Below are 20891 nucleotides of genomic sequence, written 5' to 3' on the forward strand. Positions count from 1 at the left end.
AATTTCCGGCAACCCCCTGTCACCGTGTGCCGTCACGGCTCTACCATCGGCGTATCCGTAGCAGGCTCCCCTCCGTTTCTGCCCGACGGCTCGCCGGCGTGCGAGCCCCAAGCCCTACGGAGCACCGGGGGATGCACATGAACAGCGTTCCGCAGCATCTTCAGAGCGAGGACCGCCAGGAATTCGAGCGGCTCCTCGATGAGGCGCTGCGCTCCGCACCACACCGACCGGAACTGACCGGTGTCGGACAGCGGCTCAATCCCGAGCAGCTGCGCACCATGGCCCTCAACGCCACCGCCCTGATCACCCAGGCCGCGGCGGCCGAGTACCAGCACTATGTGAAACTCCGCCAGGAGCTGCGCCAGCCGGCGATGACCCCCTCGTCGCCGGCCGACTCCGGCTCCACGGAACCGGACGAGGACACGACGGGCCCCGCCACCGGCCTCGGCGACGACGCCGAGAACAGCGGCGCGGGCGCCATCGCGGTCGTCGCCGTACTGGCGCCCGTCCTGTCGGGCACGGCCGCGGCGATCTTCCTGCTCGTCGGCTACATCCTGAAGATGCTGAACCCGGAGCAGTCCCTCGCCCAGACCATGCTGACCACCGGCTGGGTGTTCGGCGCGGTGACGGCGGCCGCGATCCTGCTCGCCGCCGTCGGTCTGCTGCTGACCGCACTGCGCAACAGCACCTCGCCCGAGGCGCAGGCTCGCGACGCGGCGCACGAGGAGCTGGCCAGGGCCAGGCAGGCCTGGCTGGGCGCGCTGCTGGAGCGCGGCATCCTGCCGTTTCTGCGGGAGGCGCTGGCCGCGTCCGGCCCGCCCGCGCTCCACCGCACGACCCCGCCGGCCCCGAGCGGCCGTATACCGCGTCTGGGCTATGACCGTCCCGGCTTCAGCAGCCCCGACGCCGGCAGCGCGTCCGGCCGCCCGGGCTTCACCAGCCCGGACTACACGAGCCCGGACTTCGACGGCCCGGACCACCAGCCCGAGTAGCCCGGCCCGCCTCCTGGGCGGGCGTGAGCCGAGCGGACGTGAGCCCAGTGGGGCGGGCCGCGCGGCCGAGCCGGTGTGGCACCACCACTCCGGTCAGCCGCGAGCCCGCTCGTGTGCAGGGTCCCCTCAAGGGGACCTGGGACGGGGCGAGTTCACCGCGCGCCGGATCAGTCGGCGATCGGCAGATAGACCCGGTTGCCCGCGGCCGCGAACTCCTGGGACTTCTGCGCCATCCCCTCCTCGATCTCGGCCTGGCTGCCGCCGTGCTCGCGGCGGATGTCCTGCGAGATCTTCATGCTGCAGAACTTCGGCCCGCACATGGAGCAGAAGTGGGCCGTCTTGGCGGGCTCGGCCGGCAGGGTCTCGTCGTGGAACTCCCGCGCCGTGTCCGGGTCCAGGGCGAGGTTGAACTGGTCCTCCCACCGGAACTCGAAGCGGGCGTCGGACAGCGCGTCGTCCCACTCCTGCGCGCCGGGGTGCCCCTTGGCGAGGTCCGCCGCGTGGGCGGCGATCTTGTAGGTGATGACACCCGTCTTGACGTCGTCCCGGTTGGGCAGGCCCAGGTGCTCCTTGGGCGTGACGTAGCAGAGCATCGCCGTGCCCCACCAGGCGATCATCGCGGCGCCGATGCCGGAGGTGATGTGGTCGTAGGCCGGTGCGACGTCCGTGGTCAGCGGGCCGAGCGTATAGAACGGAGCTTCATCGCAGATCTCCTGCTGAAGGTCGATGTTCTCCTTGATCTTGTGCATCGGGACGTGCCCGGGGCCCTCGATCATCGTCTGTACATTGAAACGCTTGGCGATCCGGTTGAGTTCCCCGAGCGTCCTCAACTCCGCGAACTGCGCCTCGTCGTTGGCGTCGGCGATCGAACCGGGCCGGAGGCCGTCACCCAGCGAGTACGTGACGTCGTAGGCGGCGAGGATCTCGCACAGCTCCTCGAAGTTCTCGTACAGGAACGACTCCTTGTGGTGCGCCAGACACCACGCGGCCATGATCGAGCCGCCACGCGAGACGATGCCCGTCTTGCGGTTGGCGGTGAGCGGCACGTACGGCAGCCGGACGCCCGCGTGGACCGTCATGTAGTCCACGCCCTGCTCGGCCTGCTCGATGACGGTGTCCTTGTAGATCTCCCAGGTCAGTTCCTCGGCCTTGCCGTCGACCTTCTCCAGCGCCTGGTAGAGCGGCACCGTGCCGATGGGGACGGGGGAGTTGCGCAGCACCCACTCGCGGGTGGTGTGGATGTTGCGGCCGGTGGACAGGTCCATGACCGTGTCGGCACCCCAGCGGGTCGCCCAGGTCATCTTCTCCACCTCCTCCTCGATGGAGGAGGTCACCGCGGAGTTGCCGATGTTGGCGTTGACCTTCACCAGGAACCGCTTGCCGATGATCATCGGCTCGATCTCCGGGTGGTTGACGTTGGCGGGCAGCACCGCGCGGCCCGCCGCGATCTCCTCGCGGACCACCTCGGGAGAGACGTTCTCCCGGAGGGCCACGAACTCCATCTCGGGAGTGATCTCGCCCCGGCGTGCGTAGGCGAGCTGCGTCACCGCCTGGCCGTCCCGGCCCCGGCGCGGCTGGCGCGGCCGGCCGGGGAAGACGGCGTCGAGATTGCGCAGTCCGCCCCGGGGCGAGGTGTGCTTGATCCCGTCGTCCTCCGGACGGACGGGACGGCCCGCGTACTCCTCGGTGTCGCCGCGGGCGATGATCCAGTTCTCCCGCAGGGCCGGCAGTCCCCGGCGGACGTCGGTCTCCTGGAGGGGATCGGTGTACGGGCCTGACGTGTCGTACAGCGTGACCGACTGCCCGTTGGTGAGGTGCACCTGGCGGACCGGCACGCGCAGGTCGGGGCGGGAGCCCTCGACGTATGCCTTGTGCCATCCGATGGACTTCCCGGCCTCCTGGGACTTCTCGTCCTGAACAGAGGCAGGCGTGCGTGCGTCCTTGTTGGTCATGAGACCTACTCCCTACGCCGGCATTACCCGGTAACAGGTTCGGCGGTCGACGCAGCGGCTTCCGTCCACCGATGTTTCACGTGGAACATCGCTCGTTCCCTGTGAAACATCGCGAGTACGAAGGTCAGCGCCCTCTCAGCCCGGTGCTCCGAGCTCCCGCGTGTGCAAAGGTGCCCCCACGCTAGCGTCATGTGTGGCGTGATGAACAGTGGGCCCCCACCGTTCTTGCGATGATGCGGCGATGACCAGCATGGAGCAGTACCCGTATCAGCCGCCCGAGCCGCCCCGGCCGGACAGCTCGGTCCGGGACGGCGAACGGGACCACGGCAGCCGTGCGGCCGGTGGCGGACACAGCCAGGGCCACGCTCATGGCCATGGACACAGCCACAGTCACAGCCACGGCCCCGCCGTACCGGTCTCCCGGCATCTCCGCAAGGTCATCGCGGCGATCCTGATCCCGTTCACCGCGGCGGTCGTGGTCGGCCTGGTCGTTCTCTGGCCCGGGGGAGCTCCTTCGCACAAGCGCAGCGGCGTCGGCTTCGACCGGCAGACGCAGCAGGCCACGGTCACCCGGGTCATCGACGTGAGCTGCCGTTCGGTGAACGCCTCCGGTGAGACCCCGACCGGTGACACCTCCACCGCCGAGGGCACCTCTGCGGTCCAGGAGGCGGGCGGTTCCTGCAAGAAGGCCACCGTCCGGGTCGACACCGGCAAGGACAAGGGCCGTACGTTCACCGAGATCGTGCAGCCGGACCAGTCACGCCAGCTGGAGCAGGGCGAGAAGGTCGTCGTCGCCTACGAGCCGTCGGCGCCGAAGGACCTCCAGTACTCGGTGACCGATGTGGACCGGAAGTTCCCGATGGCTCTGCTCGCGGGGATCTTCGCGATCGCCGTCGTGGTGGTGGGCCGGCTGCGCGGTGTCATGGCACTGGTGGCGCTGGCCGTGAGTTTCCTCGTGCTGACCCTGTTCATCCTGCCGGCGGTCCTCCAGGGCTCGAACCCGCTGCTCGTGGCCGTGGTCGGCTCCAGCGCCATCATGCTGATAGCTCTGTACATGTGCCACGGCCTGTCGGCGCGTACCTCGGTGGCCGTGCTCGGCACGCTGATCTCGTTGTCGCTGATCGGTCTGCTCGGCTCGCTGTTCATCGGCTGGGCCGCGCTGACCGGAAACACCGACGACAGCACCGGCCTGATCCATGGCCTGTATCCGAAGATCGACATGAGTGGTCTGCTGCTGGCGGGTGTCATCATCGGCTCGCTCGGCGTCCTGGACGATGTGACCGTGACCCAGACGTCGGCCGTCTGGGAACTGCACGAGGCCAACCCCTCGATGGGCTGGCGCGGGCTGTACCGGGCGGGCATCCGCATCGGCCGCGACCACATCGCCTCCGTGGTCAACACGCTCGTCCTCGCCTATGCCGGTGCCGCGCTGCCGCTGCTCCTGCTCTTCTCGATCGCCCAGAGCAGTGTGGGCACCGTGGCCAACAGCGAGCTGGTCGCCGAGGAGATCGTGCGCACGCTGGTGGGATCGATCGGTCTCGTCGCCTCGGTCCCGGTCACCACCGCGCTCGCCGCGCTGGTGGTGGCGGCCGACCGTCCGGGGCCGGACGGCCAGGCGCCCGTCGGCGCCCAGCCCGTACCGGCGCGGGGTGGCCGGGGCCGCCGCCGCAAGCGATGAGCCCTGGGGCGCCGTCCGCCTCGCCGCGTGACCAACATCCGCAGAAGCGTTACTGCACCGTTCCATGCGGTGTGGCGGAGCGTCCGACGCCCCGTGTCTCGTCTCCTCAGCCGGCGCTCTGTTCCTCGGCCAGGATCCGGTCCAGGGCCTCGTCCAGGTGAGCGTCGAAATCGGCCAGCGCGCCCTCCTGGCCGAGCGGCACCAGCTTGTCCGTACGGTCCAGGAAGGCGACGAGCGGCGGCGCCGAGGAACGGAACAGGGCGTGGTCGCTGCCCACCTGAAGCCTGATCAGGACCTCACCGAGCACCTCGGAATCCGCGGGGGCGATGTGCACATCACCCTCCCCGCAGGGCCGGCCGACCCCGTCGATCAGCAGTTCACGTCCGAAAGCCCAGGTCACCGGCGCATCACCGGGCAGGTGGAAGGTGAGCCGCACCGCATAGGGATCATCTGTCTCGTAGCGCAACTCCACCGGAATACGGAAGGAGAGTTCCTCCGAGACGAGAAAATTCATCATGACCTCTGCCTGTACGGACTCGTGCATCGCCTACCCCGTCTTACGACATCGATTGGCCGGGATTAGTCCCTCTGACCGGTCAAATCTTGCTGAACGTACACAGCAGATCACAAGGAGTAAGTTTTCAGATACTGATAGAGAGGGCGAGCGACCCCAGATGACGCCCGATCTCCGCCTGGAGCAGACGGGCGGCGGGCAGCAGACGGTCGGCCTGGTGGAGGGGGAGCGAGATGGCCATGGTGGCCGCCATGGTGCCGACCGTGATCGGGATCGCCGCGCAGACCGTGCCCAGCGCGTACTCCTGGCGCTCCACCACGGGCTCCGTGCGGGGCATCCGGGCCAGCCGCCGCAGCAGGGTCTCGTCGTCCTGCACCGTGTACGGGGTGACGGCCTGCACGGGATAGCGGGCGAGATGGTCGCGCCGCGCCTCCTCGTCCAGCTGTGAGAGCAGGCACTGCCCGATGGCGTGCGCGTGGCCGGTCGCACGGAAGTCGACCCACTCCTCGACCGCGGGGGCGGCACGCGAGTCGGAGACGCACATGACCTCGATCTCGCCGTCCCGGTACATGGCGTAGTAGACCGGGACACCGATGGAATCGCGCCAGTGCGCAAGAGTGTCGGCGACAGTGCTGCGACGTTTCTGCCGGGCCGCGCTGCCGCTCAGCCGTTCGACCGCGTCGCCGAGGAAGAACAGGCCCCTGTCACGGCGCAGATAGCCCTCGTGCACCAGCGTGCGCAGCAGGTGGTAGGTCGTGGGCAGCGCCAGCCCCGTCTCCCGGGCGAGCCGTTTGGCAGGCACGCCCTGGTCATGGACGGCGACGGTCTCCAGCAGGCGCAGGGCGCGCTGGACGGACCCGATGAGGGTGGCAGCGGCCGGGGAAGGGGGCGGTGCTGGGGCTGTTGCCGATGCGACGTCAACCGTGGCCAAGGGTCACTCCCGGAGCGCGAGGGGGGCAGCCGTGCGGGAAGGCGCACGGAGGGGGCTGCGCTGCCCACGGGGCCGGATCCCGCGGGGAGTTCCGGACTCTAACCGCCTGGCGGCGGGTGCAGACCGCCTCGCGGGGAAACTTCCCTCGGCCGAGGGAACCGGCGATCCTCCTGAGGGTCACCGGCTCCCGCTTCGCTCACCAGTCGCTGCGCGACGAGGAGTTGGACATGAACTTGCGCACGATGTAGATGAGTCCGCCGACCAGCGCGACGAAGACCAGTGCCTTGAACAGCAGACTGATCACGAAGCCGAGCACCGACAGAATCAGGCCGCCGAACACCATCAGGGCGATGACCGGCACCGCGACCCACTTCACCCACCACGGAAGTCCCGCGAAGATCTCTCGCATCGCCCTCGTCCTTTTCGTCTCGTGCGTTGTCTGGTTTCTGCGTTCTGCACTCGATGCTAGGACCGCGAAGCGGTGCTGCGGGGGCCTCGCGACCCCCGTACTCCCCTGACCTGTCCCCTAGGGAACCCCGAGGCCGGAGTCACGCCTCGGGCGGAGAGAAGACAACGAGAACCCTCAGATCCTCGCTGATGTGGTGGAACTTGTGCGCGACGCCGGCGGGCACGTAGACCACGCTGCCCCGGGCCACCTCGGTCGTCTCCAGGCCGACGGTGATTGAGGCGCGGCCGCTGACGACGACGTACACCTCGTCCTGGTTGTGCGGTTTCTGGGGGTCGTGCTCGCCCGCGTTCAGGGCGTACAGGCCGACCGACATGTTCCGCTCCCGCAGGAACTGAAGGTAGGCACCCTCATGGGCGGCGCGCTCCGCCTCCAGTTCGTCCAGCCGGAATGCCCTCATCGCCGTTGCCGCCCTACTCTCACTGCTCATCACCGACCTGGTCTGCCACGATCAGACACATGAAGAATTTCGTAGTCAAGACGATCGCCAACGCGGGCGCCCTCGCGGTCGCCGTGTGGCTGCTCGACAAGATCACCCTCACCGGTGACAACACGGCCAAGAAGGCCGGCACCCTGATCGTGGTCGCGCTGATCTTCGGCTTGGTGAACTCCCTGGTCAAGCCGATCCTGAAGGTACTCACCTTCCCGCTGTTCATCCTGACCCTCGGGCTGATCACCCTGGTCGTCAACGCGCTGATGCTGCTGCTGACCTCCTGGGTGTGCGGCAAGCTCCAGCTGAGCTTCCATGTCGAGGGCTTCTGGACGGCCGTGGTCGGCGGCCTGATCATCTCGGTCGTCTCCTGGGCCCTGCACATGATCCTCCCGGACGAGGACTGAGCCCGCCATGAGCTACCGCGTCTGCTTCGTGTGCACCGGCAACATCTGCCGTTCCCCGATGGCCGAATCCGTCTTCCGCGCGCGTGTGGCGGAGGCCGGGCTCGAGGATCTCGTGGTGGTGGACAGCGCCGGTACCGGTGGCTGGCACGAGGGTGAGGCCGCCGATCCGCGTACCGTTTCGGTCCTCGACGAGAACGGGTACGGCACCGAGCACGTCGCGCGCCAGTTCCAGCCCTCGTGGTTCGCCCGCCTCGATCTCGTCATCGCCCTGGACACCAGCCACCTCAAGGCCCTGCGCCGCCTCGCGCCCACGCAGGAGGCCGCCCGCAAGATCCGCCTCCTGCGCTCGTACGACCCCGCCGCCGGCGACGACCTCGACGTACCCGACCCGTACTACGGAGGCCGGGACGGCTTCGAGGAGTGCCTCGCCATGGTCGAGGCCGCGAGCACCGGCCTGCTCAGCGCCGTACGGGAGCAGCTGGAGGGACAGGCCGCATGACCGACGCCACCCACGACGACGGCCGGCCCGGCGAGGGCACGCGCGCGGTGCGGGCCGGTCTGCCCGAGCCGGTCAAGAACGAGCCGTCCCTGCCCGGGCCCGTGTTCGCCGCGCACTACCACCTGCCGGGCGAGGTGTCGGGACCGTACGCCTACGCCCGGGACGACAACCCGACCTGGACGCATCTGGAGCGCGCGATCGGGGAGCTGGAGGCACCTGGTCGCGATGGCGTCGAGACGCTGGTGTTCGCCTCCGGCATGGCCGCGATCTCCGCCGTGCTGTTCTCCCAGCTGGGCGCCGGGGACGCGGTCGTCCTGCCCTCCGACGGCTACCAGGTGCTGCCACTGGTCGGCGCCCAGCTGGCGGCCTACGGCATCGAGGTGCGCACCGCGCCGACCGGCGGTGACGCACAGCTGGAGCTGCTCGACGGCGCCCGGCTGCTGTGGATCGAGTCGCCGGCGAACCCAGGTCTCGACGTGTGCGACATCCGTCGCCTGGTGGCGGCGGCCCACGCGCGCGGCGCCCTGGTCGCCGTCGACAACACCCTCGCCACCCCGCTCGGCCAGCGCCCGCTGGAGCTGGGCGCCGACTTCTCTGTGGCCAGCGGCACCAAGCAGCTCACCGGCCATGGAGACCTGCTGCTGGGCTACGTCAGCGGCCGCGACGCCGATGCGATGGCGGCCGTACGCCGCTGGCGCAAGATCGTCGGGGCGATCTCCGGCCCGATGGAGGCCTGGCTCGCCCACCGGTCCCTCGCCACGCTCCAGTTGCGCGTCGACCGCCAGAACGCCACCGCCCTGGCCGTCGCCCGGGCCCTGCGGCAGCGGCCCGAGGTGTCCTGTCTGCGCTATCCGGGGCTGCCCGACGACCCCGCGCACACGATCGCGGCTCAGCAGATGCGCCGCTTCGGCTGCGTCGTCTCGTTCACCTTGCCCACGCGCGCGCGTGCCGAGCGTTTTCTCGCCTCGCTGCGCCTGGTGGAGGACGCGACGAGCTTCGGCGGAGTGCGCTCCACGGCCGAGCGGCGCGGCCGCTGGGGCGGGGACCCGGTCCCGGAGGGCTTCATCCGCATGTCCGTCGGCGCCGAAGACCCCGAGGACCTGATCGCCGACCTCCTGCGCGCCCTGGACGAATCGGCGGCATGAGCGCGGGTGCCTCGGACGCACCGACGGTCCGAACCTCCCCCCTCGTGGCTCGGACCGTCGTCGGTTCTGTGTGCGAAGAACCGCGCGACCAAGGCTAGTTGACTCAGTGTCAGTGTCCAATCACGCTAGCGACAGGGACGTATCGACATATTTATAGTTGATGCCTGCCTGGACGGAGGAGGGCAGGGACAGGGAGGCATGCCATGGATCTGGCCTTGCTGCGCACGTTCGTCACCGTGCACCGGGCCGGGTCCTTCACGCGTGCCGCAGCCCTGCTCGGGCTGTCCCAGCCCGCCGTCACCGCGCAGATCCGCTCCCTGGAACACCAGCTGGGCAAGCCGCTCTTCCTCCGCCAGGCGCGCGGAGTGACCCCGACGACCATCGGTGACGAACTCGCGCACAAGGCCGCGCCCCATCTGGACGCCCTGGTGGAGATAGCGGAAAGCGGCCTGGACGACGAGTCCTCGTTACGGACGCTGCATCTCGCCGGCCCGCCGGAGTTCATCGCCGAGCGTGCCCTACCCGCCCTCACGGAGCTGACCGGCGAGGACAGCCAGGGTTTCGCGCTGCGAGCCTCCTTCGGCACCGCTGAGGAAACTCTGGAGGGCCTGGCCGCCGGGCATCACGACCTGGCCATCACCACGGCCCGGCCGCGGGGCGCCCTGCTCACCGCCACCGCGCTCTGCGACGAGGAGCATGTGCTGGTCGCCGCCCCACGCTGGGCCAAGCGGATCGACCCGGACGCGCTACGGCTGAAGGGCGCACCGGCGCTGGAGCATCTGCCCGTCGTCGAGGTCCACGAGTCCCTGCCCTTCGTCTCGCGCTACTGGGCCTCCGTCTTCGACTCCCGTCCGGCCTCCTCGGGCACGGTCATCGTCCCCGATCTACGGGCGGTCCTCGCCTGTGCGACCGCAGGCGCCGGCCTTGCGGTGCTGCCCCGCTATCTGTGCGGTCCGGCCCTCGCCCGCGGCACGATCGCCGCCCTGCACGAACCGGCGGTGCCGCCGCTGCGCACCTACTTCCTGGTGGTGCGTACCGGCACACTGGCCATGCCGCAGATCGCGCGCGCCCACGAGTGGCTGCTGCGGGCGGCCGCGGGCTGGTGTTGACACCGGTACTCCGGGTGCACGCGGTGCGCTCGGACGGTGGCGCTTTGCGATGTTTCACGTGGAACCAGCCGGGCCACATTTCTCCCATGACCGTCCGACCCGTGGTCAAGCGCACCGCCCGTGCCGTTCTTCTGGACGGTGACGACCTGATCCTGATCAAACGAACCAAGCCCGGCGTCGATCCCTACTGGGTCACCCCCGGTGGCGGGGTCGAATCCCGGGACCCGACCGTCGTGGACGCCCTGCACCGAGAGGTGTACGAGGAGCTGGGCGCCAAGATCTCCGACGTGGTCCCGTGTTTCGTGGACACCGTGGAGCACATCGGTGAGGACGGCGGCGCGACCGGCGTGAAGGTGCAGCACTTCTTCGTCTGCCGGCTGGAGTCCATGGACCCGTCCCTGCGTCATGGGCCCGAGGTGGAGGAACCGGCCGGCGAGTACGAGATCGTCCGCGTCCCGTTCACCCGCGTCGGCATCGCCTCCGTCCATCTCGTCCCCCTGTCGCTGCGCCACTACCTGGACGGCAACATCGAGGGGGTACGGGCCATGCACGCACCCGACCTGGGATAGGGAGGCTTCTTCCAGGGCGACGGAATGCGCTCGGCCGACGACCGGCGGGCGGCAGCCCCTCCGGCCCTGCCTTCGCTCACCCCGCGGCGCCGACCAGCTCATAGGCGTCCCACAGATCCCGGCCGGAGTAGGAGTGGGTCGCGAGGCCGGCCAGGTGCGCGTCCGCGTTGACCGCGACGGAGACCGGGACGACAGCGAACAGTTCCTTGTCCGACGACGAGTCGCCGTATGCCACACAGTCCGCGCGTGCCACGCCGAACTCCGCGCAGAGCCGGTCCGCGATGGTCACCTTGGCCGCAGCGCTCATCACCCCTGCCGGATCGACCGGCTCGGCGAACGGTACGGCCGGGAAACGGGACCCATGGGCCGCATGCGCACCCCAGCCGAGCAGCCGCTCCACGAAGAAGGAGGGCGAGAGAGACACCACGGCGCAGTAGTCGCCCACTCGCCGGATATCGGCCCAGACCTCTCGGATCCGGGCAAGCCAGGGCGCCCCCTGGAACGCAGCGCTGACATGCGCCTCGGTCAGCTCGGCCCACAGCTCGTACACGCGCAGGGCGTACTCGGGCGGACCGATCCGCCCTTGCGAGATCGCCCGCTCCAACGCGACCGTCTCCGCCTCCCGGCCCAACTGCCGGGAAATCTCCAGTGGTGCGGTGGTGCCGTGCAGCAACGTGCCGTCCAGATCGAACAGATGCAGTCTCGCCATGGGCCGAGGCTAAACGCCTGCCGATGTTTCACGTGAAACACTCCGAGCTGTCCACGCGGCGACGGCATGACCAAAAGCACGTGTGTCTGTATCGAAACGGGTGGACGCCAGGGGTGCTGGTCGGTCAGCCTGACGTGCGTGCCAACTCCTTCCCTCGCCGCACTGCCCATCCGACGTCTGACCCTTCGCGATCGCGCCGCCTGCGCCGACCTGTCCGAAGATCGGGGGTGGCCACGCGAGGAACACAAGTGGGGCTTCCTCCTCACGGCCGGAAAGGGCTACGGCATCGATGACCCCGAGGGTGGTCTCGTCGCCGCCTGCGTCGTCACGGAGTACGGCTCATGGGAGCGCACCGACCTCGGCGCCATCGGCATGGTGCTGGTGGCCGAGCGGCATGCCCGTCAGGGCGTCGGACGCCGTCTGATGCGGCATGTCCTGGAGTCGATGGGGACCACCCCGCTCACCCTGCACGCCACGCCGAACGGTCAGCCTCTCTACGAGGAGCTGGGCTTCAAGCAGACGGGCCGGGCGGAGATGCTGATGGGCCGCTTCGTCCCCGGCGGAGCCGAACCGGCCGTCATGACACGCCCCGCGACCGCTGAGGATCTTCCCTCGGTCCTGCGGCTCGACGAGGAGGTGTTCGGCGTCGATCGAACCCCTCTCATCACCCGGCTGCCTGCCTTCGCCGACCAGCTGCGGGTGGCCGAGGAGAACGGACGGATCATCGGCTACGGCGCCGTGTGGCCCAATATGCACACCCATGTCGTCGGCCCGCTGATCGCCCGTGACACAGAAGTCGCGAAGGCTCTCATCGCCTCGCTTGCGGCAGGGACGGACCGCCCGCTGCGCACCGATATCGACGTACGCCACCAGTCGCTGCTGACCTGGGCGAAGGCCCGGGGGCTGGCGCCGGTGGCCTTCAACGCGGTGATGACGTACGGCATCGCGGAGCTCCCGGGGGACTGGACCCGGCGCTTCGCGCCGCTGACGGTGGCCGCGGGCTGAGTCCCGGTACGGCGAACGCCGGCCCCGGATTCGAGAGCCGGGGCCGGCGTGGCGTTGTCCGGGCCGGTGCTCAGCCGAGTGCGCGTACGGCAGCGGTGGCGAAGGCGTGGTCCTGCTCCGGCGTGCCGCCGCCGACGCCGATCGAGCCGATCAGCCGGCCGTCACGGTGGACGGGGACACCGCCTGCGATGAAGAGCAGCGGCCGGTCGAGCGCCGTGGGCAGGGTGTGGAAGAGACCGCCCGGCTGGACGGCGTCGACCAGGTCGGCGGTGGGGGCATCCAGCTGGAGCGCGGTGTAGGCCTTGCGGGTGCTGGTCTCGCCGGAGATCAGCACGGCTCGGTCGTCCCGGCGGAAGGCGAGCAGGTGGCCGCCGGCATCGAGGACAGTGACGCTGACGGTGGCTCCGGCCTCCTCGGCCGCTCGGCGCGCGGTGGTGACGAGCAGCTCGGCGTCCTCGACGGTGATCGGGGCTACGGCGGTGGTGGACATGGGGATGTCTCCTCGGGGGTGCTGAGGGTGGGCGCCGGCGTACCGGGGCCGCGGTCCCGGTACGTGGCTGGTGGGGGGAGGGGTGGTGTTGCGGCGGCTCAGTGGTGCACGGGGGTCCGCTGCCCGGTGGGCGCCCCGGAGGCGACCACGGCGCTGCGGGCGCTGTCACGGCGTTCCAGGGCCGCGGACAGGACGGCGAGGACCAGGGCGCCCGCGGCGAGCACGGCGCCGACCCAGTTGGGGGCGGTGTAGCCGTAGCCGGCCGCGATCACCAGGCCGCCGAGCCAGGCGGACAGGGCGTTGCCGAGGTTGAAGGCGCCGATGTTCACGGCCGATGCGAGCGTCGGGGCACCGTGCGCCTGGTCGAGGACGCGCTTCTGAAGCGGCGGGACGGTGGCGAAGCCCAGTGCGCCGATCAGGGCGATGGTCACGGCGGCCGCGATCTTGTTGTGGGCCGTGAGCGAGAAGAGCGCCAGGACGAGGGCGAGCGCGCCCAGGGAGACGTACAGCATCGGCATGAGGGCGCGGTCGGCGAACCTGCCGCCGACGAGGTTGCCGCCGACCATGCCGAGGCCGAACAGGACCAGCAGCCAGGTGACCGAGCCGTCGGCGAAACCGGCGATGTGGGTCATCATCGGCGCGATGTAGGTGATGGCGGCGAACACACCGCCGAAGCCGAGGACCGTCATCGCCATGGCGAGCAGAACCTGGGTGTTCTTGAAGGCGGCCAGTTCATGCCGGAGATGCACGCCCGCGGGCCGCGGCAGCTCCGGTACCAGCCGCGCGATGCCGGCGAGCCCGACGACGCCGAGGGCCGCGACGATGCCGAAGGTGACGCGCCAGCCGACGTGCTGCCCGATGAGCGTGCCCAGCGGGACGCCGACGACGTTGGCGACGGTGAGTCCGGTGAACATCATGGCGATGGCGCCGGCCTTCTTGTCGGGGGCCACCAGACCGGCGGCGACGACCGAGCCGATGCCGAAGAAGGCTCCGTGGGCGAGGGAGGCGACCACTCGGCCGATCAGCATCACCGCGAAGACCGGGGCCACCGCCGAGATCAGGTTGCCGGCGATGAAGAGGCCCATCAGCAGCATCAGCATCCGCTTGCGCGGCACCTTCGTCCCGAGGACGGTCATCAGCGGAGCGCCGATCACCACCCCGAGCGCATAGCCGGTGACGAGCAGGCCCGCCGTGGGGATGGACACCCCGAAGTCACCCGCGACCTCGGGCAGCAGACCCATGATCACGAACTCGGTCGTGCCGATTCCGAAGGCCCCGATCGCGAGGGCCAGAAGCGCGAGAGGCATGGAGGGGTACACCTTCCCAAACGATTGCAGGAGCGCTTTGCGTGCGTCCACAATAGTTGCAGACGCGGGATACTTGCAAGCGATGACTATTGCAGGGGTGCCCTACCCTGGAGACAGCCGCTCCTGGACGGAGGAAGAGGACCCATGACAGCGACGGACCCCGCGCTCACCGCCCTCGCCCAGGGCTGGTGCGCCCTCTCTGCGCTGCACGGACGGATCGAGGCGCACATCGAGCGCGCCCTCCAGACCCGGCACGACCTGAGCGTGCGCGAGTACTCCCTGCTGGACGTGCTCAGCCGGCAGCACGACGGCGAAGGCGGACATCTACAGATGAAGCAGGTCGCCGACGCGGTCGTCCTCAGCCAGAGCGCCACCACCCGCCTGGTGACCCGCCTGGAGGACCGCGGGCTGCTGGAGCGCTACCTGTGCCCCACCGACCGGCGCGGTATCTACACCAACGTGACCGAGTCCGGTCTGCGGTTGCTGGAGGAGGCCCGGCCCACCAATGACGCCGCCCTCCGCGAAGCCCTCGACCAGGCGTCCCAGAACCCTGAACTGGCCCCGCTGGTACGCGTCGTGGAGTCCCTCGACGTATCCGCATAGGCTGCGGCCATGGACGATCTTGAGATACGCGATGCGACCGCCGAGGACCTCCCGGCCATCGTCGCGCTGCTCGCCGACGATCCCCTGGGCGCCCAGCGCGAGTCGCCAGGCGACCTGACCCCGTACCAGGCCGCCTGGCAGCGCCTGGAGGCGGACCCGAACCAGCACCTCGTCGTCGCTGTGCGCGCAGACGGGGTGATCGGGACCCTCCAGCTCACGATCATCCCCGGCCTCTCCCGCAAGGGAGCGACCCGGGCGCTCATCGAGGCCGTGCGCATCCACGCCGACGAACGGGGCAGCGGACTGGGCAGCCGGCTCATCGAGTGGGCGGTCGACACGGCCCGCCGGCTGAACTGCCAGATGGTGCAGCTGACCTCGGACAAGACCCGCCCCGACGCCCACCGCTTCTACGAGCGGCTCGGGTTCACCGCCTCCCACGAGGGATTCAAGTTCCAGCTCTGAAGGGCCGGACGCCCACACGGCGGGGTGCGTTTCACGTGAAACACACCCCCGGCTCATCCCTCAGCCGATCCCCCGCCACCCCTCCGGGTCCACCCCGCCGGGCACCGCGGCCTCCGGGTCGTACGGCTGCCGAGTGAACACAAACGAGCCAAGATCGAAATGGCTCACCGTGCCGTCGGAGCGCCGTACCGGTCTCAGCAGCTCACCGGCCCAGTACCCCTCCAGCCCGGTCCAGGTGCCGTCTCCGTTCGCTCGCAGACGGGAGCGCCGGCCACCACCGCTCAGCGGGCCCAGCACGAGCAGACCGTCGGACGTCACGCGCAGCCCGAAGGCGTTGGTCCCCCAGTACCACTGCCCCGCCAGTTCCAGAACCGCCGGATCGACCACGCGCAGCGGCCGCCAGGGCTCGGGGATCCGGGGTTCCGCCTCGGCGACGATCCGTACGAGGTCGGCTCCCACGCCCCCGAGCAGCGGTCCGCTGGTGCAGTTGGCGAGCACCACCGCGGCGACATCGTCCTCCGTGCTGATGGTGAGGTTCGCCAGAAAGCCCGGCAGCGAGCCCGAGTGGCCGACGAGCAGCCTGCCGTCGCGAAGCTGGATCTGCATACCGAGGCCGTAGGTGGCCCCGTCCATCAGGTCCACCGGCTCGGCCGGCGCCGCCGGTGTACGCATCGCCTGGACCGATGCCGCGCTGAGCACACGGTCGTCCCCCCGAGCCAGGAAGGCGGCGAACCGCGCCAGGTCCCCCGTGGTCGACCACAGTTGACCCGCCGGTGCCATCCGGCCGAGATCCTCCAGCGGCTCGGGCAGCAGGGCGTCGGCCCAGGGATGCACGGCCCATCCATCCGCGTGCGGAGCCTGTGGCTGCGCGCTCGTACGGTGCAGGCCGAGCGGTTCCAGCACCTCGCCGCGCAGCACCTCCTCCCAGGGCGCGCCGCGCAGTTTCTCCACCAGCGCACCGAGCAGGGTGTAGCCGGTGTTGGAGTAGTGGTGCCGAAGACCCACCGGATGGACCAGCGGCTGCTCACCGAGCACATCGCTCAGCTCGGGCCGCAGCGAACCCGGGGTCCGCTCCCACCACGGCGCGGGCGACTCGGCCGCCAGACCGGCGGTGTGTGCGAGGAGTTCGGCGATCGTCGCCTCCCCCACACCGGTACCCGGCAGATGCTGCTCCAGCGGGTCCCCGAGGCCGAGCACCCCCTCGTCACGCAGCCGCAGCACGAGGACGGCGGTGAAGGTCTTGGTGATGGAACCGATCCTGTACTGCACGTCCTCGTCCGGAGCCTGGCCGTCCACCGAGCTCCGCGCCCCGTGCCACACGGCCTGTCCGCCCCGCACCACCGCGGCGACCAGCGAGGGCGCCCGCCCTTCGGACTGGGCGACGGCGATCCGGTGCAGCAGGGCACGCCGCGTACCCGGCAGCAACAGTTCCTGAGATGTCGTCATGCGGCCAAGTCCACCGGTTGACGGGACAACCGTCGAATCCACCACCCGGACGCAGCTCCACCGCGCCCTGCGGATCAGGTCTGGGCCATGTCCACGAAACGGGAGTAGTGGCCCTGGAAGGCGACCGTGATGGTGGCCGTGGGGCCGTTACGGTGCTTGGCCACGATCAGGTCGGCCTCGCCCGCGCGCGGTGACTCCTTCTCGTACGCGTCCTCACGGTGCAGCAGGATGACCATGTCGGCGTCCTGCTCGATGGAGCCGGACTCACGCAGGTCGGAGACCATCGGCTTCTTGTCGGTGCGCTGCTCCGGGCCACGGTTCAGCTGCGACAGCGCGATGACCGGGATCTCCAGCTCCTTGGCGAGCAGCTTGAGGTTACGGGACATGTCCGAGACCTCCTGCTGACGGGACTCGGCGCGCTTGGAGCCGCCGGACTGCATCAGCTGGAGGTAGTCGATGACGACGAGCTTCAGGTCGTTGCGCTGCTTCAGGCGCCGGCACTTGGCGCGGATCTCCATCATCGACAGGTTCGGGGAGTCGTCGATGTAGAGGGGGGCGGCCGAGACGTCCGGCATCCGGCGGGCGAGCCGCGTCCAGTCCTCGTCGGTCATCGTGCCGGACCGCATGTGGTGCAGGGCCACCCGCGCCTCGGCGGACAGCAGACGCATCGCGATCTCGTTGCGGCCCATTTCGAGGGAGAAGATGACGCTGGGCAGGTTGTTCTTGATCGCGGCTGCTCGCGCGAAGTCCAGTGCGAGGGTCGACTTACCCATGGCCGGACGGGCCGCGATGACGATCATCTGTCCCGGGTGCAGGCCGTTCGTCAGTGAGTCGAAGTCGGTGAAGCCGGTGGGCACGCCCGTCATCTCGCCGCTGCGCGAGCCGATCGCCTCGATCTCGTCGAGGGCGCCTTCCATGATGTCGCCGAGCGGCAGGTAGTCCTCGCTGGTGCGCTGCTCGGTGACGGCGTAGATCTCCGCCTGGGCGCGGTTGACGATCTCGTCCACGTCTCCGTCGGCCGCGTATCCCATCTGCGTGATGCGTGTGCCGGCTTCGACCAGACGGCGCAGCACGGCGCGCTCGTGGACGATTTCGGCGTAGTACTCGGCGTTGGCCGCCGTCGGCACGGTTTGCACGAGGGTGTGCAGATACGCGGCGCCGCCGACCTTGTTGATCTCACCGCGCTTGGTCAGCTCCGCGGCGATGGTGATGGGGTCGGCCGGCTCGCCCTTGGCGTAGACGTCCAGGATGGCCTGGTAGATCGTCTCGTGCGCGGGCTTGTAGAAGTCGTGGCCCTTGAGGATCTCCACGACGTCGGCGATCGCGTCCTTGGACAGCAGCATGCCGCCCAGCACGGACTGTTCCGCGTCCAGGTCCTGCGGGGGAACGCGCTCGAAGGACGAGCCCCCGGAGTCCCAGTCCCCGTTCTCCCGGCCCCGGTCATGCTGTTCGTCACGACCCCGGCCGCCGTCAGCGCGCCGACGGGCAGGCAGACGATCACTGGGTCCGCTGTCGGCCCACGGATCGTCCAGGGGCTCGGAAATGCTCACCGAGCGACCTCCTCCCGTCCGCACGGCGGACCTCGCCGTGCCCTCAGTTGTACGGCACGACACTGACAAATCGAGATGCCCAACTCCACTTGTGGCACGTCGGTTTTGTGCTGGTTCCCGGACCGTGGAAGCGGTGCTTCCCGGGCCGGGGGAAGGGAGCGGGCGCCGGACCACGGTAGGCCCGTCGGCACCGTCAGCCAATCTGGTTATCCACAGGCCATGTGGACGACGGCCCGGATGCTGTGGAGAACTGCCCGTAACCTGTGCACGACCCGGTGGACAGTGCTGTGAACAAGCCCTCGATCTCGCCTAGGTGACGACGCTGACCTGCGGCTTTAGCGTCCACCGGCTGTGCAGAAGAAAAACTTCCCCACTCGGCCCACCCTCGCTTCGAACGGTGCGCGAAAGGACACAGCCCGAGACCTCAAGTAAGGGTCTCAATCCCTTTGCATCTCTTACCTGTGGACGATTAGATTGGTGCACATGACACAGGCGCCCGCGATACCCAAGGCCACCCGGCGACGGCACGACCGAGAAATAGTCGCCCTGGCCGTTCCTGCCTTCGGAGCCCTCGTCGCCGAGCCGCTGTTCGTCATGGCCGACAGCGCGATCGTCGGCCACCTCGGGACCGCTCAGCTCGCCGGCCTCGGTGTCGCCTCGGCCCTGCTCACCACCGCCGTGAGCGTCTTCGTCTTCCTCGCCTACGCCACCACGGCCGCGGTGGCCCGCCGCCTCGGCGCCGGTGATCTCCGGGCAGCCCTCCGTCAGGGCATGGACGGCATCTGGCTGGCACTGCTCCTCGGCGCCGCCGTCATCGCCGTCGTCCTGCCACTGGCCCCCGGCATCGTAGGCCTCCTCGGCGCCTCCCCGACCTCGGCGCCGTACGCCACGACCTATCTGCGGATCTCCTCGCTCGGCATTCCGCCCATGCTCATGGTCCTGGCCGCCACCGGTGTCCTGCGCGGCCTCCAGGACACCCGGACCCCGCTCTACGTCGCCATCGCCGGCTTCATCGCCAACGCCGGACTGAACGTGGGCCTCGTCTACGGCGCCGGCCTCGGCATCGCGGGGTCGGCCTGGGGCACGGTCATCGCTCAGTGCGGCATGGCGGCCGTCTATCTGCTGGTCGTCGTGCGGGGGGCACGTCGGCACGGCGCCTCGCTCCGCCCGGACGCCGCCGGTATCCGGGCATCGGCCCAGGCCGGCGTCCCACTGCTGGTCCGCACCGTGTCACTGCGGGCCATCCTCGTGATCGCCACCGCTGTCGCGGCGCACCTCGGAGACGCGGACATCGCCGCGCACCAGATCATCCTGTCCCTGTGGAGCCTGCTGGCCTTCGCGCTCGACGCGATAGCGATCGCGGGTCAGGCCATCATCGGCCGCTATCTCGGGGCGGACGACGCCATGGGCGCCCGCGAGGCCTGTCGGCGCATGGTCCACTGGGGCATCGCCACCGGTGTCGTCCTCGGTCTGCTCGTGGTGACGGCCCGGCCGCTCTTCCTCCCGCTGTTCACCAGTGACACCGCGGTCCGGGAGGCGGCGCTGCCCGCGCTTCTGATGGTGGCCCTGTCGCAGCCCGTCTGCGGGATCGTGTTCGTCCTGGACGGCGTTCTGATGGGCGCGGGCGATGGGCCCTATCTGGCCTGGGCGATGGTTCTCACCCTGGCCGTGTTCGCCCCGGTGGCCCTGCTCGTCCCGGCGCTCGGCGGCGGTCTCACCGCGCTCTGGGCGGCGATGACCCTGATGATGGCCGTCCGCATGGCGACCCTGTGGCTGCGCAGCCGCTCCGGCCGCTGGATCGTCACCGGTGCCACCCGCTGACCGTTTCACGTGAAACATGCGACAGGGGCCGCACCCCGAAGGGTGCGGCCCCTGTCGTCACTGCTCAGACCGAGCGCAGCGGTCAGGCCGCGACGACCTCGATGTTGACCTTGGCGGCAACCTCGGGGTGCAGACGCACGGACGTCTCGTGGGCGCCCAGGGTCTTGATCGGCGAACCGACCTCGATGCGGCGCTTGTCGACCTCGGGGCCACCGGCAGCCTTGATCGCGGAAGCGATGTCGGCCTGGGTGACGGAACCGAAGAGACGGCCGGCCTCGCCGGCACGGACGGCCAGGCGGACCTTGACGCCCTCGAGCTGGGCCTTCACCTGGTTGGCCTGCTCGATGGTCTGGATCTCGTGGATCTTGCGAGCACGACGGATCTGCTCGACGTCCTTCTCGCCGCCCTTGGTCCAGCGGATAGCGAACTTCCGCGGGATCAGGTAGTTGCGAGCGTAGCCGTCCTTGACGTCCACGACGTCGCCCGCGGCACCGAGGCCGGTGACCTCGTGGGTGAGGATGATCTTCATGTGTCGGTCACCCTTCCCTTAGCGCGCGGTGGAGGTGTAGGGCAGCAGCGCCATCTCACGGCTGTTCTTCACAGCCGTGGCGACATCACGCTGGTGCTGGGTGCAGTTGCCGGTCACGCGGCGGGCACGGATCTTGCCGCGGTCGGAAATGAACTTCCGCAGCATGTTCGTGTCCTTGTAGTCCACGTACGTGACCTTGTCCTTGCAGAACGCGCAGACCTTCTTCTTCGGCTTGCGCACAGGCGGCTTCGCCATGGTGTTTCTCCTGTGTGATCAA

23 protein-coding genes and 1 riboswitch are annotated in these 20891 nt (G+C 69.6%); of the genes, 11 read left to right on the forward strand and 12 right to left on the reverse strand.

The window, feature by feature from the left end; genetic code table 11:
* The first annotated feature begins 131 nt into the window (after positions 1-131).
* Complete coding sequence (locus tag ACFVIU_RS08795; RefSeq protein ID WP_385841503.1) at positions 132-992, forward strand: hypothetical protein; 861 nt, start codon at positions 132-134, stop codon at positions 990-992.
* 167 nt (positions 993-1159) lie between these two features.
* On the opposite strand, the gene thiC is transcribed toward ACFVIU_RS08795, so the two are convergent.
* Entirely contained in the window at positions 1160-2944 is a 1785-nt protein-coding gene (gene thiC, locus ACFVIU_RS08800; protein WP_385841505.1) for a phosphomethylpyrimidine synthase ThiC, read from the reverse strand.
* Positions 2937-3114, reverse strand: a riboswitch (TPP riboswitch). Its footprint overlaps the gene before it by 8 nt.
* Before the next feature lie 71 nt (positions 3115-3185).
* Here thiC and ACFVIU_RS08805 point away from each other — a divergent pair.
* Positions 3186-4622 carry a YibE/F family protein gene (locus ACFVIU_RS08805; protein WP_385841506.1) on the forward strand — a complete coding sequence of 479 codons (1437 nt, stop codon included), beginning with the start codon at positions 3186-3188 and terminating at the stop codon, positions 4620-4622.
* A gap of 106 nt (positions 4623-4728) precedes the next feature.
* On the opposite strand, the gene ACFVIU_RS08810 is transcribed toward ACFVIU_RS08805, so the two are convergent.
* From ACFVIU_RS08810 to ACFVIU_RS08825, 4 genes are all read right to left on the reverse strand, one after another.
* Complete coding sequence (locus ACFVIU_RS08810) at positions 4729-5166, reverse strand: SsgA family sporulation/cell division regulator (RefSeq protein ID WP_385841507.1); 438 nt, start codon at positions 5164-5166, stop codon at positions 4729-4731.
* Between the two features lie 97 nt (positions 5167-5263).
* Positions 5264-6067: an IclR family transcriptional regulator gene (locus ACFVIU_RS08815; protein ID WP_385841509.1), complete on the reverse strand. Its 804-nt coding sequence runs from the start codon at positions 6065-6067 to the stop codon at positions 5264-5266.
* Positions 6068-6263: 196 nt separating this feature from the next.
* Positions 6264-6476 carry a DUF5326 family protein gene (locus tag ACFVIU_RS08820; protein WP_385841510.1) on the reverse strand — a complete coding sequence of 71 codons (213 nt, stop codon included), beginning with the start codon at positions 6474-6476 and terminating at the stop codon, positions 6264-6266.
* 139 nt (positions 6477-6615) lie between these two features.
* Positions 6616-6933: a cupin domain-containing protein gene (locus ACFVIU_RS08825; protein ID WP_385841511.1), complete on the reverse strand. Its 318-nt coding sequence runs from the start codon at positions 6931-6933 to the stop codon at positions 6616-6618.
* A gap of 59 nt (positions 6934-6992) precedes the next feature.
* On the opposite strand from ACFVIU_RS08825, the gene ACFVIU_RS08830 reads away from it, so the two are divergent.
* The 5 genes from ACFVIU_RS08830 (at position 6993) to ACFVIU_RS08850 (ending at position 10692) form a co-directional block, all read left to right on the forward strand.
* Complete coding sequence (locus ACFVIU_RS08830; protein WP_385841512.1) at positions 6993-7370, forward strand: phage holin family protein; 378 nt, start codon at positions 6993-6995, stop codon at positions 7368-7370.
* A 7-nt stretch (positions 7371-7377) separates the two neighbouring features.
* A complete protein-coding gene (locus tag ACFVIU_RS08835) occupies positions 7378-7869 on the forward strand; it encodes a low molecular weight protein-tyrosine-phosphatase (protein WP_385841514.1) in 492 nt (163 codons plus the stop codon).
* Positions 7866-9014, forward strand: a complete 1149-nt coding sequence (locus ACFVIU_RS08840) for a cystathionine gamma-lyase (RefSeq protein ID WP_385841515.1) — start codon at positions 7866-7868, stop codon at positions 9012-9014. Before ACFVIU_RS08835 ends, ACFVIU_RS08840 begins: the two co-directional genes overlap by 4 nt.
* A 203-nt stretch (positions 9015-9217) precedes the next feature.
* Positions 9218-10123, forward strand: coding sequence for a LysR family transcriptional regulator (locus ACFVIU_RS08845; protein ID WP_385841516.1), 906 nt, complete (start codon positions 9218-9220; stop codon positions 10121-10123).
* Positions 10124-10209: 86 nt separating this feature from the next.
* Positions 10210-10692, forward strand: coding sequence for an NUDIX domain-containing protein (locus tag ACFVIU_RS08850; protein ID WP_385841517.1), 483 nt, complete (start codon positions 10210-10212; stop codon positions 10690-10692).
* 76 nt (positions 10693-10768) lie between these two features.
* Here ACFVIU_RS08850 and ACFVIU_RS08855 read toward each other — a convergent pair whose 3' ends face one another.
* Positions 10769-11401 carry an HAD family hydrolase gene (locus tag ACFVIU_RS08855; RefSeq protein WP_385841518.1) on the reverse strand — a complete coding sequence of 211 codons (633 nt, stop codon included), beginning with the start codon at positions 11399-11401 and terminating at the stop codon, positions 10769-10771.
* A gap of 138 nt (positions 11402-11539) precedes the next feature.
* Here ACFVIU_RS08855 and ACFVIU_RS08860 point away from each other — a divergent pair, with 138 nt between their 5' ends.
* Positions 11540-12406, forward strand: coding sequence for a GNAT family N-acetyltransferase (locus ACFVIU_RS08860; RefSeq protein ID WP_385841519.1), 867 nt, complete (start codon positions 11540-11542; stop codon positions 12404-12406).
* Positions 12407-12476: 70 nt separating this feature from the next.
* Here ACFVIU_RS08860 and ACFVIU_RS08865 read toward each other — a convergent pair whose 3' ends face one another.
* On the reverse strand, positions 12477-12896 hold the full coding sequence (locus ACFVIU_RS08865) for a heme-binding protein (RefSeq protein WP_385841521.1): 420 nt from the start codon (positions 12894-12896) through the stop codon (positions 12477-12479).
* A 98-nt stretch (positions 12897-12994) separates the two neighbouring features.
* On the reverse strand, positions 12995-14203 hold the full coding sequence (locus ACFVIU_RS08870; RefSeq protein ID WP_385841522.1) for an MFS transporter: 1209 nt from the start codon (positions 14201-14203) through the stop codon (positions 12995-12997).
* A gap of 144 nt (positions 14204-14347) precedes the next feature.
* Here ACFVIU_RS08870 and ACFVIU_RS08875 point away from each other — a divergent pair, with 144 nt between their 5' ends.
* Both ACFVIU_RS08875 and ACFVIU_RS08880 read left to right on the forward strand, forming a co-directional pair.
* Entirely contained in the window at positions 14348-14806 is a 459-nt protein-coding gene (locus tag ACFVIU_RS08875; protein ID WP_385841523.1) for a MarR family winged helix-turn-helix transcriptional regulator, read from the forward strand.
* A 9-nt stretch (positions 14807-14815) separates the two neighbouring features.
* Positions 14816-15268, forward strand: a complete 453-nt coding sequence (locus tag ACFVIU_RS08880; RefSeq protein WP_385841524.1) for a GNAT family N-acetyltransferase — start codon at positions 14816-14818, stop codon at positions 15266-15268.
* A gap of 60 nt (positions 15269-15328) precedes the next feature.
* On the opposite strand, the gene ACFVIU_RS08885 is transcribed toward ACFVIU_RS08880, so the two are convergent.
* Positions 15329-16714 carry a serine hydrolase domain-containing protein gene (locus ACFVIU_RS08885; protein WP_385841525.1) on the reverse strand — a complete coding sequence of 462 codons (1386 nt, stop codon included), beginning with the start codon at positions 16712-16714 and terminating at the stop codon, positions 15329-15331.
* Between the two features lie 74 nt (positions 16715-16788).
* Positions 16789-18264 (reverse strand): replicative DNA helicase, encoded by a 1476-nt coding sequence (gene dnaB / locus ACFVIU_RS08890; RefSeq protein ID WP_385841527.1) that lies wholly within the window; start codon positions 18262-18264, stop codon positions 16789-16791.
* A gap of 483 nt (positions 18265-18747) precedes the next feature.
* Between dnaB and ACFVIU_RS08895 the strand changes: the two genes are divergently transcribed.
* The gene (locus ACFVIU_RS08895; protein WP_385841528.1) at positions 18748-20085 is read left to right on the forward strand and encodes an MATE family efflux transporter; all 1338 of its coding nucleotides are present in this window, start codon (positions 18748-18750) and stop codon (positions 20083-20085) included.
* Positions 20086-20167: 82 nt separating this feature from the next.
* On the opposite strand, the gene rplI is transcribed toward ACFVIU_RS08895, so the two are convergent.
* A complete protein-coding gene (gene rplI, locus ACFVIU_RS08900; RefSeq protein ID WP_385841529.1) occupies positions 20168-20614 on the reverse strand; it encodes a 50S ribosomal protein L9 in 447 nt (148 codons plus the stop codon).
* A gap of 18 nt (positions 20615-20632) precedes the next feature.
* Entirely contained in the window at positions 20633-20869 is a 237-nt protein-coding gene (rpsR, locus tag ACFVIU_RS08905) for a 30S ribosomal protein S18 (RefSeq protein WP_003949403.1), read from the reverse strand.
* Positions 20870-20891: the final 22 nt, after the last annotated feature.

It is taken from the genome of Streptomyces sp. NPDC127190, from assembly GCF_042672505.1.
GTDB lineage: Bacteria > Actinomycetota > Actinomycetes > Streptomycetales > Streptomycetaceae > Streptomyces.